6 protein-coding genes are annotated in these 12,732 nt (G+C 45.8%); 2 read left to right on the forward strand and 4 right to left on the reverse strand.

The annotated features are described in order from the left end of the window. The first annotated feature begins 6 nt into the window (after window positions 1-6). Both LN893_RS01315 and LN893_RS01320 read left to right on the forward strand, forming a co-directional pair. The gene (locus LN893_RS01315; RefSeq protein WP_229967511.1) at window positions 7-993 is read left to right on the forward strand and encodes an FG-GAP repeat domain-containing protein; all 987 of its coding nucleotides are present in this window, start codon (window positions 7-9) and stop codon (window positions 991-993) included. Between the two features lie 35 nt (window positions 994-1,028). After that, window positions 1,029-3,314, forward strand: coding sequence for a CRTAC1 family protein (locus LN893_RS01320; RefSeq protein ID WP_229967513.1), 2,286 nt, complete (start codon window positions 1,029-1,031; stop codon window positions 3,312-3,314). A gap of 16 nt (window positions 3,315-3,330) precedes the next feature. Here LN893_RS01320 and LN893_RS01325 read toward each other — a convergent pair whose 3' ends face one another. The 4 genes from LN893_RS01325 to LN893_RS01340 all read right to left on the reverse strand — a co-directional run bounded on the left by LN893_RS01325 (window position 3,331) and on the right by LN893_RS01340 (window position 12,480). Then, window positions 3,331-6,921, reverse strand: a complete 3,591-nt coding sequence (locus LN893_RS01325; protein WP_229967515.1) for a VCBS repeat-containing protein — start codon at window positions 6,919-6,921, stop codon at window positions 3,331-3,333. A 118-nt stretch (window positions 6,922-7,039) separates the two neighbouring features. Then, window positions 7,040-7,597 carry a hypothetical protein gene (locus LN893_RS01330; RefSeq protein WP_229967516.1) on the reverse strand — a complete coding sequence of 186 codons (558 nt, stop codon included), beginning with the start codon at window positions 7,595-7,597 and terminating at the stop codon, window positions 7,040-7,042. A gap of 115 nt (window positions 7,598-7,712) precedes the next feature. Beyond that, a complete protein-coding gene (locus LN893_RS01335) occupies window positions 7,713-9,305 on the reverse strand; it encodes a RagB/SusD family nutrient uptake outer membrane protein (protein ID WP_229967517.1) in 1,593 nt (530 codons plus the stop codon). Window positions 9,306-9,330: 25 nt separating this feature from the next. Beyond that, window positions 9,331-12,480: a SusC/RagA family TonB-linked outer membrane protein gene (locus LN893_RS01340; RefSeq protein WP_229967518.1), complete on the reverse strand. Its 3,150-nt coding sequence runs from the start codon at window positions 12,478-12,480 to the stop codon at window positions 9,331-9,333. Between the last annotated feature and the right edge of the window lie 252 nt (window positions 12,481-12,732).

Here is a 12,732-nt window from a genome sequence, read left to right on the forward strand (position 1 = left end):
GAAGGCATGCCAATTACCTTCTTCCGGAATGTGAACGGCAAACTGCAAAACGTAACTGCTGCTACCGGTTTGCCCAATACCAGCGGCTGGTGGAACAGCTTGGTGGCAGGAGATTTTGACAATGACGGCGATATAGATTACATGGCTGGCAACCTAGGGCTGAATACAAAGCTCAAAGCGTCAGAGAAAGAGCCCGTAACGGTGTATGCCGCTGACTATGACCGCAACGGAAGCATGGACCCTATAGTGGCACACTACGTGATGGGCAAGAACGTGCCGGCACGGCCGCGGGATGATATCTTTGACCAAATTGTATCGATGCGCAAGCGTTTTACCAGTTACAACAGCTATGCCCGTGCCTCGGTTACAGAGGTGCTTTCTCCAGCAGAGCTAAACGAATCTTATGTGCTGAAAAGTGTTAACATGCACACTAGCTACATAGAGAACTTAGGCAACGGCAAGTTCAAAATTGCACCTTTGCCGATACAGGCACAATTTGCGCCTGTGTACGGCATGACTGTAAACGATTATGACGGCGACGGAAACCTGGATGTGCTGCTCACTGGCAATTCCCAAGCTCCAGAAGTGCTCAGTGGTGCTTATGATGCTTTTAGGGGCTTATTTCTGAAAGGAAGCGGGAAGGGAAGTTTCCAGCCAGCAACGCTGCAGCAAAGTGGTTTCCTTGTAGACGGCGATGCGAAGGGAATGGCTGAATTGACCCTTTTTGATGGAAAACCGCTGTTGCTCGTAGCCAACAACGATGGTCCTTTGCGGGCGTATACCGCCAGTTCTGCAAGCCCAACACAGGTAATAAAAACTAATCCATCTGATGTAAGGGTAGAGATAACTTTAGACTCAGGTAAAAAAATAGTAAAAGAGCTTTATTATGGCTCTGGTTATTTATCGCAATCTACCAGAAGCATAGCCCTGCCTCAGAATGCCGTCTCTGTTGTGGCTTACGACTATAGCGGAAAGAGCAGAAAAGTTAAATAGTAAAAGCTGTTAAAGGCCTAAGGTAACCAAGGAAGATGCTTACGCTCCATAAAAATTATTTCAGGACTTTCTCCTGCTCTTTTCTTTCCTCTATCCTGCTGTTGGCTTCCTGTACTGGGGAAAAACAGGAAGACACACACACAGGCATGGTGACGCTACTAGAAGAGGTTGCGCAGAAGTTTGATGTTGCGGATAATAGGTTTGCCAATCACGCACGTGTAGATCACTTTGAGGCACTAGCTAACAAAGCCACTGGCAGAAAGAAGTTTGACTACGAGTACCAGAAAGCAGTGGAGTTGCTTCGCGCAGGAGAACCAGCAAAAGCTGCCAAACTGTTTGAGAAACTTCAACAGGAGTTACCTCAGATTGCGCACAGCTTCACTCCGAAAGACAGAGACCTGGTAGACAAACTGGAAGCGGACATAGCCCAATCGTACCAGCGCCTGGGCGAGCAGGAAAATTGCCTGATCAACCATACATCAGCGTCCTGCATCTTCCCGATTTCCAGCAATGGGGTACATCAGCTACCACAGGGTTCCAAAAAAGCAATTGAACATTATACAGCACTTTTAAACCGAAATCCTGATGCGCTGCATTACCGGTGGCTGTTGAACATCGCTTACATGACGCTTGGGGAGTATCCGAATGAGGTGCCCCAAAAATGGCTGATACCAATAGAAAATAAGTCAGCATATCCTGTAGCCCGTTTCGAGGAAATTGCTGGAGAATTGGGCGTTGATGTGAATGATATTTCAGGTGGATCTATTATCGAAGACTTCGATAATAACGGCTACTTAGATATTATGGCCTCTTCCTATGGCCTGCGGGACCAGATACACTTTTTCCATAATAATGGCGATGGCTCCTTCTCAAACCATACAGAGAGAGCGGGTTTGAAAGGCATTACCAACAGCCTGAACATGATGCAGGCAGACTACAACAACGATGGTTTTATAGATGTACTCGTGCTTCGTGGTGCCTGGTTTGAGGAGCAGGGCAAGCAGCCCAATTCATTGCTGCAAAACAACGGCGACGGCACCTTTACAGATGTGACGGCAGCAGTAGGCCTGCTGTCTTTTTATCCGACCCAAACAGCCACATGGAGCGATTTTAACAACGACGGCTGGATAGACCTGTTTATAGGCAATGAAACAGCCCAAAGGTTCAGCCCTGTGCCCTGTGAGCTATACATAAACCGCCGTGGCAGGTTTCACAATGTCACCAAAGAGGCGGGGGTTGAGCTGGCGCAATATGTTAAAGGTGTAACTTCTGGTGACTTCGACAATGACGGTTGGCAGGATATTTACGTCTCTACGTTATACGGCCAGAACTATTTGTTCCGCAACCTGGGCTTAGGGAAAAACGAGCAGCTAAAGTTTGAAGATGTAACGGAAAAAGCTGGTCTGCAAGAACCGATGATGTCGTTCCCTACCTGGTTCTATGACTTTGACAACGATGGTTGGCTCGATATTTTTGTATCGGGATTCAAATTTAGCATGGAGCCTGGTGTTGCTTACAACGTGGCAGCCGAATACCTAGGCCTGCCAAATGGCGCTGAGAAAGCACGGCTCTACCATAATAATGGGAATGGTACTTTTACAGACGTTTCGGAAAAAGTGGGTATAAGCAAATCGCTGTATACCATGGGCAGTAATTTTTTGGATATTGATAACGACGGCTGGCTAGATATGTACCTAGGCACGGGAGATCCGAGCTTTGAATCACTCATCCCTAACAAGCTGTTCCGTAACAGTGCTGGCAAAAGCTTTCAGGATGTAACTACTGCTGCAGGGGTTGGCCATCTGCAGAAAGGCCACGCTGTTTCTGCAGGCGACATAGACAACGATGGAGATCAGGACATTTATACCGTTATGGGCGGTGCTTTCGAAGGCGACAATTACAGAAATGCACTCTTCAAAAATACCTACCAAGAAGGTACTCTTGGTGGCAATAACTGGATCAAGATTAAATTTGAGGGAGCAAAAGCTAACAAAGCGGCCATCGGTACACGCCTGAAAGTAACATTCACAGATAGAGGCAGGCAAAGAGCGATTTATAGGGATGTAAACTCTGGAGGAAGTTTTGGAGCCTCTACCCTAAGAGCTGAGCTAGGCTTGGGGCAGGCAACTAAAATCGATAAACTGGAAGTGAAATGGGCAGGCTCCAACAGAATACAAGTTTTCGAAAACATTCCTGCCTCTCAATTTATTCAGATAAGGGAGGGCGACAGCGAGGTAAAGAAACTGGATATCAAAAAGCTTAACCTGCAAAAGAAAAAAGGTGGGCATGACGTACATCATGCCCACCTTTCAGGCCATTGATAATAAGTTTATCGCTTTAGTCGGTAGCAGCCAAGTTTGCTTGCCTGCTGCCGTTTATTTCTGTACGCACCTTGCCAGCCCTGTCAATTATCTGCACAGATTTAGTGCCCGCTGGAAGCCACAGCGTTCGGGAAGATTGGGAAAGATATCCGGATCCGAAGTAGAATTCCTGCTTTCTTTTTTTCCCGTTTGCCAGTGTAATGGTGGCATAGACATCTGAGGGCAAGATAGAAAAGGCTTGTAAAGGCACTGCATGTGCCGCACTACTGTATGCCTTTAGACTATCCTTATGAGAAGCAACCAACAGCAGTGGGGAACCACTTGCCGTATTGATTTCGGCCATGCCTTTGGCATCGGTATCTATCATAAAGCCACTCCTGTTCACATTCACTGGCGAAAACTGACCTTTGCCATTTCCTTCCAGATATAAGCCTGTAAAGGCATCGTACCGTCCTACCACCACCGCTGTTGCATAGGAGTTGCCGACCAACAGCATATCTAGGTTACCGTCGCCGTCGTAGTCATTCACGGTAATACCACACACGGGTGCGAATTGCGCGCGCATGGGTAATGCTGTGACTTTAAATTTCCCATCACCCAGGTTCTCAATATAGCTGGTGCTGAAGTTTTCGCTCTTTACAGCATAAGCCCCCTTCAGCCTTTCTGCTGTGAATATCTCATCAAAAGATTTGCTGGCATAGTCTTCATAGCTCCTAAACTCCCTGCGCATAGACACCATTTGGTCTGTCATGTTGTCGCGACCATGCACAAGTTGCTTTTTCCCTTGAATATAGTGCGTCATGACCGCATCTGTGGTTCCACTGTTGTCAAAATCTTTGGCATAAACCTGAACAGGCTGCTCCACCGAAGCCTTGAATTTAGAGTTAAGGCCCAAATTTCCAGCTACAAAATCAATGTCTCCGTCATTATCAAAATCACCAGCTGCCAGGCTGTTCCACCAACCGTGTGTGCCGCTAAGTCCTGTGCTGGCGGTAACATCTTGCAGCTTTCCATTTACATTCTTCAGAAACGTTAGGGGCATCCACTCTCCTGCCACCACTAGATCTACCGCGTTATCGTTGTCAAAATCTGTCCATAGCGCAGAAGTAACCATACCTATGTCGGAGAGCATGGGACCAACCGTTTGAGTCACATCTTTAAACTTGCCGCCGTTGTTCTGAAGAATATAGCTTTGAGCTGGCAACGGGAATTCCCTGGGGTGTACCCTTCCTCCAACAAAAAGGTCTAAGTCACCGTCATTGTCATAATCTGCCGCTGTTACACAAGATCCGCTTGCAGTTATCTGTGGCAATGCACTGGCATCAAGAGTAAAGTTTCCCTTACCGTCGTTCATGTATAACCGGTCCTGGTAAGCTTTGTCTCCTAGAGCATACTTGCTTCCACCGCTCACCACGTAAAGGTCCAGGTCGCCATCATCGTCTGCGTCAAAGAACAGGCTGCCCATGTCTTCTGCCAATTTATTTTCTACTGAAAGCGCTTTTGATGTAAAGCTGCCGTTTTTGCCCTGCAGAAACAACGTGCCGCTATGAGAGGCACTGCCACCAACATAAAAATCCTCCAACCCATCGTTGTTTACATCGCCAACCGAAATTCCTGGGCCGTTTTGGGAGTACTTGTGGGGTAGGAGCGGCTGCAGTTTAAAATCCACATACTCCTGGTTCTGATCTTTATAAGCTATGCCTACAGCTGCTGTAACTTCTTTAAAAAAGGAATCATGGTTTTCTACCGCCTCCTCCTGCATCTTTTCCTTCGCATTCTGATAGCTAACTGTGAGTACCTGGTTTGGCTTTACGTTATGCAGTGCCTGATACCTTCCGTCAGGCCATGTAATTTCCAGCACATCTACCTGCTCTGTTGCGCCTAAGCCAAAATGCAACGTATTTTCTACTGTTGACTGAAACCCTCGGAAAGGATACTGCTCCCCCACCTGCATCTTGTCGGCATACCGTAATACTGCTTTTGCGCCTATACCTGCTTTGTTTGCAGCTGCGCCTTCAAATTTTATTCGGAGATAGTTTCTGTTTTCTGCACCCTCTTTCTTGCCTTTCTCTTGCTCCGACAGCATGTTCTGGTACACAAACGGCTCGTCATCCACGTTGCTGATCACAATATCAAGGTCTCCGTCATTATCCAGATCGGCATAGGCAGCTCCGCTTGAAAAAGATTCCTGTGCTAAGCCCCAGTTCGCTGATTCATCGGTGAAGGTTAGGTCGCCGTTATTGCGGTACATGAAGTTATGCTTTTTAACTCCTTCCATTGTTTCGGCTACCTTCACCAAATGGTTTTCGGTGCCTTTGTTCCCGAAACTGGATCTGGCTTGTGTAACATAATAGGTAGCAAAATCGAGATGGGTGATATCTTTCCGTATGCCATTTGTTATGAACAAGTCACGGGTGCCATCGTTGTCAAAATCGGCAAACAAAGGGCTCCAACTCCAGTCGGTATAATGTATTCCTGCTAACTGGCTGATCTCGCTGAAAGAGCCGTTGCCATTATTTAGCTGTAGCGTGTTTCGGACATACTGCGGCATGTAGCCTCGCTGAAGCGCTAGCTGAAATTCATCGTAATTTTTCACGCCGTTCATGAGTTTCTGTCGCCTGCTATCATCAGGCATCATATCGACAGTGATGATGTCTGGTAAACCATCGTTGTTGAAGTCGGCTATATCCGTGCCCATAGCGAAGTGGCTGGTATGCTTTAGGTAACTGCGAATGCTTTCGGTGAATGTGCCATCCTGGTTGTTGATGTAGAGCAGGTCGTCATAAATAAAGTCATTCGAAACATAGATATCTGGCCAGCCATCCTGGTTCAGGTCACCAATCCCCACCCCCAAGCCATAGCCTTCTTTCATGATACCTGCGTCTTCAGCCACGTTAGTGAATGTATTGTTCCCGTTGTTACGGTACAGCCGGTCTACGCTTGAATTCTTGCTTTTGCTAGGCCTAGAAGAGGCAATCACGTTTGGGTTTATATCTGCGCGGTTTACCGTGGCGATGTATACATCCAGGTCTCCGTCGAGGTCATAGTCGAAGAATGCAGCCTGGGTGCTGTACCCTGTATCGGCTAATCCATAATTTTCTGCCTCTTCCTCGAACAGAGGCATTTTGTCTTCATTTAAGCCTTTGTTTATAAACAGGAGGTTTTTCCTGCGATTCGGATCCTTGTACCCAGACATGCAGACGTAGATATCCAGCAAGCCATCGTTGTTGATGTCTACCATGGATGCTCCTGTTGCCCAGTTGGCTGTTTCCACATTCGCCTGCTGCGTTACATCCTCAAATTTCATGTCGCCCTTGTTCAGGTATAGCCTACTAGGTACCATATTCCCCGTAAAGAAAATATCTTGAAGGCCGTCGTTGTTTACATCACCAACCGCTACACCGCCCCCGTTATAGAAGTATTCGAAGTTGAGAAGATTAATAGAATCGTTGGATGTAAGCTTATTCTGAAAAGTGATACCTGTATCGGATGAAGATTTTAATTCAAACATTTTTTCCTCCTGGCTGCAATTAGTTAAGACCAACAAGGCGAAGAAAAGCATCAGAACTCTGAGAGGAGTGGGCAAACGAAGGGTAATCGAGGGCATGGCAGGTATAGCTTAAGCTCTGAAGGTTAACGTGCGTGTATTGGTAAATGCATCTTAGTATTGATGCCTACATCTGGTGGTATGTTCATTTTTTCTGACTTGAAAACATAACTGCCGCTTAAAAAGTAACATTTTGAATTTTGCCGGCAACGGCCGTATAAGTTGTTTCTCCTGAAGCGGACATACTGAACGCAAAGTCGCCAGTTACTCTATAGTTAGCGGCATCATACTGTGTGATTCGCAGTTCGCCATTGGTAATTCCACCATTATATTTCTCTTTTGTTTCCTGTAGTGCTGCAGTTGAGAAACCATGTACAAAGTATGCATTCCCGTTGCTGGTGGCATTGCTCCTAAACCGATAAGAACCTACTCTGTCAGTGGTAAGCTTTACAGAAAGTACGATTGCCGTTGTGTCGGTTCCCTGCACCTGCACCCCTATAATAGTCAGCGTGTCGCTAGAGCCGAGAAACGCACTTGCACCATTGTTTATCACGCGTGTTCCTAGCTTGTAGTTACCACTTGTAGCTTTCCAATCAGCACCGTTTACCACGGCTGTCATACTAGATGGAGTACTGTTCACAAAGTCAGGAGCTTCATCTTTATCACAGCCAAACAACATCAGGCCACAAATGACAGACAGATACAGTATAAAATATTTATGAGTGATGTTTTTCATCAGTCCATTATTTAGTCAATAAGTTAAAAATAAGAAAAAAGGATCACTAACAGCGATCCTTTTTTCTTATTTCTGATGCAGAACCTGATGTAGCTCCGCCTATAAATTTACATGATTAGAAACCTGGGTTCTGGTCACCCTGCAGGGCTGGGTTTCTGTCGATTTCGGCCTGAGGTATAGGCAACAGCTCGTTTACACCAACCTTGAACGGTCTTCCCATCGGAATCAGCACTTCAGCCGCTTTACAAGTTCTAACAAGGTCATAAAAACGATGTCCTTCAAAAGCGAGTTCTTTGCGGCGCTCATTCATGATAATTTCGCGAAGCTGTGCCTGTGATACGCTAGTGATAGGCTGTGGGCAAGTTGCTCCTGCCATACTCTCACGTGCACGTCTTCTAACCTCATTTAGCGACGCCAGCGCTTCCTCTGTTCTGCCAAGCTCGTTTAGCGCTTCCGCGTTCCATAGAAGTACATCAGCATAGCGAATAAGCGTTATGTTGAGAGGGGAGTTAGCAGGGCCCGTTATATCAGACTCAGGTATCAAAAATTTCTGAATGCTGTAATTAGAGCGCGACCAGGTCTCGTCATACGTTAAGCCATTAATTTCATCTCCTGGCTCCAGGATAGAATATTCCAGACGAGGATCACAAGGTTCAAAGGCTTCGTAAATGTTGTTTACTCTGCTATTCGGGTTGCCACTGTAGTTATCAGGTGTTCTAGGTCCGATTGGTGTGCTGAAACCCCAGCCAGAGATATCACTTGTACGGGGTGAAAGCCACTGGTTAAGGGCCAAGCCGTCATTTTCGTTGGCCCAGCCACCTGTGCCTCCTACGCCCTGCACAGAGAACACAATTTCCGCGCTGTTCTCTCCTTCCAGAAGGAACACACTTTCAAAATCTTCTAACAATCTGTAGTTGCCTGAGTTGATGATGGCATTTGTTAAGTCTGCTACCTCCTGATACTGGTCCTGTGTAGCCCAAGGTGTTTGTGAGCATCCTTCAGGGGTAGACTGCCAAAGCAAGCTTTTAGCTAAAAGTGCCTGCGCAGCACCTTTGGTTGCTCTACCTACGTCGGAGCCTCCATAAGTTTCAGGAAGTACCTCAATAGCATCTCTCAAATCCTGCTCTATCTGGTTCCAGTTCTCGTCAATGGTCTCAGGACGTGGAACGAAAACCTCATCAGGGTTAAGCACTCTCGTGATGAGTGGAACGCGTCCGAAAGCTTTTACTAAATCAAAGTAATACTGCGCTCTCAGGAATTTGGCTTCACCCAAGATCCTTGCTTTTAACCTTTCGTCCATGTCAATGGGAGGAACACGCTCCAGTACCAGGTTTGCCCGGTACACACCATCGTACGACTGATTCCACCACTCATTTAATTGCTCAAAGTTTGATGTGTGTGTAAAGTACTGGAGTTGGCGGATGTAAATTTCATCCTGGTCATCGGTACTTCCCTTGTCAGTATCACCGCCTACTACGTCTCCCATAATCCAGTCCATGCGAGAGTGAACATCCCACTGCAAAGGGTCATAAGCAGCATTTAGGGCAGCTAGCGCATCATCAGCTGAAGTATAGAAGTTGGCAGTTGTTAATTCGGACAGCGGTCTTCTATCCAGGAAATCCTCATCGCAGGCCTGCAATACTAAACTACCAGCCACTACCCCACTAGCCATGAGGGACAGATAGATCGTTCTTCTTATATTTATCATGATTTTTTTGAGTTAAGACAAAAATTTAAAAACCTACGTTTATCCCGAATAAGAATGTTCTTGACTGCGGATAGAAACCTCGGTCGACGCCTATTTCAAGTACACTGTTAGACTGACCTTCAAGGAACCTGGAAGAACCGATTTCTGGATCGAATCCATCGTCATACTTTGTCCATGTAACCAAGTTAGCAGCACTTGCATACACTCTTAAGCGAGAAACTTTGATTCTTTCAGAAATAGCTGCCGGTACATTGTAGCCTAGTTGCAGGTTCTTCAATCGAACAAAAGATCCATCTCTGATCCATCTGTCAGAGTCTGGTCTGAGGTTGTTATTCGGGTCACCAGCAATCAGTCTTGGGTATTCTGCATTCGGGTTATCAGTTGTCCAAGTATTGTTGATCATTGAAGAGAACTTGTTACCTGGGGCATCAGAGTAGCCGTATAGTGCGATGGCACTCCAGATTTCGTTACCAAAGCTGCTGTTGAGCAGGAAGTTTAGATCGAAATTTTTGTAGGTGAACTCTCCCGTAAGACCAGCTGTGAAATCTGGTAGCGGGTTGCCGATAAAGGTTCTGTCATCACTATCTATTTGACCATCTCCATCAAGGTCAACGAAAATTACATCCCCTAGCTCAGCATTTGGCTGTACTAGCCTTACCTCATCCAGTTCTTCCTGTGTTCTGATAATTCCAGCCGTTTGGAAGCCATAGAACTGCGCAATTGGCATACCTTCCTGTGTACGGTTGAAAGGTTGTGCCAGAACTAAACCGTTCAGATCCAGTACCTCATTTTCAATCGTGGTAAAGTTCAAGCCAAATCCGTATCCAAAGGCATTGTCCATGTTACGGTAGCCAAGGGCAAGCTCTAGGCCCTTGTTACGAATAGAACCAGCATTAGTAAAAGCAGCAGTAGGGCCAGTACTTGCAGGAATAGGTAATTGCAGCAGCAAATCTTTCGTGGTTTTTACAAAGTAGTCTGCCGAGAAAGTTAGTTTGTTATTAAAGAAACCAGACTCTAAACCAAAGTTAAGTTGTTCTGTCGTTTCCCATCTGATATCAGGGTTAACTTGGGTGCCCTGGAAGAAGCCTGGAACCTGAATCTGATCACTGCCGAGTGCATATCGGCCACCACCTTGGATAACACCATAGGTCGGATAGTTACTAAATATATTTTGGTTACCTGTTTGTCCCCAGCTGGCTCTCAGCTTTAGGTTGCTCATGAAAGCTACATTGTCTCTGAAGAAGTTTTCTTCAGAAATTCTCCAGCCGATGGAAGCAGAAGGAAATACACCGTATCGGTTGTTAGCAAATTTAGAGGAACCATCTCTTCTAACATTTGCTGTAAAGAGATATCTGTCTCCGAAGGAATAGTTTACTCTGGCTAGTTGAGAGAAAATAGCAGATTCGTTTGCACCACCACTTACAAAGAAGTTAGTTGTTGCCTGGTCTAAAAACTGGATATCAGCGTTCTTAAGGAAGCCGCCGCCTCTGGCAAGAGCATTTTGGTAGTAGTTATCCTGTGCTTCAATACCAGCAAGTATATCAAGATCATGCTGGCCAAAGCTCCTGTTATAAGTAAAGAGGTTTGTCCACTGCCAATTTCTGTTGGTGCTGTTGTTTACACTTAGCTGGTTGGCAGTAGAGACTCTGTTACCGATAGCATAGGAAGGATCGAAGTTTTGATTTCTAAAGTAGTTAAAGTCTAAGTTAAAGCTTGAGCGGAAAGACAAGCCTTCTAAGATTTCCACCTCTCCGTAAACAGAACCCAGCATACGGTAGTTTCTGTTCGTGTTGTAAGACTCTAATGCAAGCCAAACTGGGTTTTCAGACTCACCTTCAAAGTTACTTGTAGGACCTGCAAAAGAACCATCTGGATTGCGAACAGGTACAGTTGGCAACTGACGGATACCGCGAGACAGCACGCCTGTATTCAAATCCTCATTGTTCGGGATTAGTGCTTCCTCTGTAGTACTTAACTGTAGGGTATTTCCGATTTTTACTCTGGTTCCGATTTTATGGTCGGTGTTTACGCGGAACGTGTAGCGCTCAAAATCACTGCCTATTACAATACCATCCTGCTGGAAGTAGCCTCCCGATACGTATAGTGTAGAGTTTTCGCTACCGCCAGACCAAGATAGCTGATAATTTTGAATAGGAGCTGTCCTAAATAATTCATCTTGGTAATTAGTGCCTTCTCCTAAAGTCTCTGGGTTTGTCCACGCAGGATTTGTTGTAAGACCTCCAGCCTGCCTAGCCAGGTTATCCAGCGTTGCATATTCTGCTGCATTGGTCATATCCAGTGTTCTCCAGGCTGTCTGCACGCCTGTGTAAGCGTTGAAATTAACTTCAGACGACCCTGCTTTACCTTTTTTGGTAGTAACTACTACTACACCGTTGGCTGCCCTTGAACCATAGATAGCAGTGGCAGAAGCATCCTTTAAAATTTCGATAGAGGCGATGTCGTTACTGTTAAGGTAGTTAATGTTTCCTTCTATCTGAACGCCATCCACCACGTAGAGCGGGTTGTTGTTACCAATAGTACCAGCACCTCTAATGCGTATGCTCGACCCAGCACCAGGAGAACCAGAATTTGATGTAACCTGTACACCTGCTGTTTGTCCTTGTAAAGCCTGTGCTACCGAAGGAGTAGGGATTCTTTCAAGTGCATCGCCTTGTACCGATGAAACGGCACCTGTTATGTCAGCCCGTTCCTGGGTGCCATAACCTACTACTACTACTTCCTCAAGGGCTTTTGCATCTGTAACAAGTCGAACATTAATAACGCCGCGATTGTTTATCGGGACTTCCTGCTGCTTATAGCCAAGGTAAGAAACGATCAGTGTTCCTGTTCCATTTGGAGCTCTTAAAGAGAAATTGCCATCAGCATCTGTAGCAGTTCCTACTGTAGTTCCTTTCACCATGACAGTCGCGCCAGGCACTCCTTGTCCGTCGTCTCCTGTTACCTTTCCCCTAATTTCTACGCCTTGTATAGGGGTTGAGGCCATAACAGCTGCTGTTGCAAACGGACTGGGGCCATTATAATAAGCTTCGGCCTGTACTGGGCCTTGAGCCAAGCAGGCGGCTGCCAGAAGGATGCCAAGCACCTTCTTCTGAGGTTTGGATTTTAAGTGGTTGCGTTGCGAGAGCATCCATAATGTAAAGTATCGCTGTTTCATATAGAGTGGTTTGAAATTTGATTCTGTAAACTTTACTAAAGAAGCTTTTAATCCATTGCTTGCTATGCATGGCAAACAATGTTAGTCTGGAGAGTAACACGAAGGGCTAAGAAAAAAAGTAGTTAGTGGGAGTGCATTTTTTATCATACACAAAGTAATTGATCACTCAATATCGGGGTTTGGTGTGAATAAATCATAAATTTCATATAAAATTTTTAGTTGTGGTTCACAATGTATGATGTTTGCATTTTT

This window comes from Pontibacter harenae (assembly GCF_020907245.1).
GTDB lineage: Bacteria > Bacteroidota > Bacteroidia > Cytophagales > Hymenobacteraceae > Pontibacter > Pontibacter harenae.

Excerpts from the sequence above, each read along its gene's own strand:
- LN893_RS01315 (WP_229967511.1), top strand. The coding sequence starts at position 7 with ATGCCAATTACCTTCTTCCGGAATGTGAACGGCAAACTGCAAAACGTA.
- LN893_RS01320 (WP_229967513.1), top strand. The coding sequence starts at position 1,029 with ATGCTTACGCTCCATAAAAATTATTTCAGGACTTTCTCCTGCTCTTTT.
- LN893_RS01325 (WP_229967515.1), bottom strand. The coding sequence starts at position 6,921 with ATGCCCTCGATTACCCTTCGTTTGCCCACTCCTCTCAGAGTTCTGATG.
- LN893_RS01330 (WP_229967516.1), bottom strand. The coding sequence starts at position 7,597 with ATGAAAAACATCACTCATAAATATTTTATACTGTATCTGTCTGTCATT.
- LN893_RS01335 (WP_229967517.1), bottom strand. The coding sequence starts at position 9,305 with ATGATAAATATAAGAAGAACGATCTATCTGTCCCTCATGGCTAGTGGG.
- LN893_RS01340 (WP_229967518.1), bottom strand. The coding sequence starts at position 12,480 with ATGAAACAGCGATACTTTACATTATGGATGCTCTCGCAACGCAACCAC.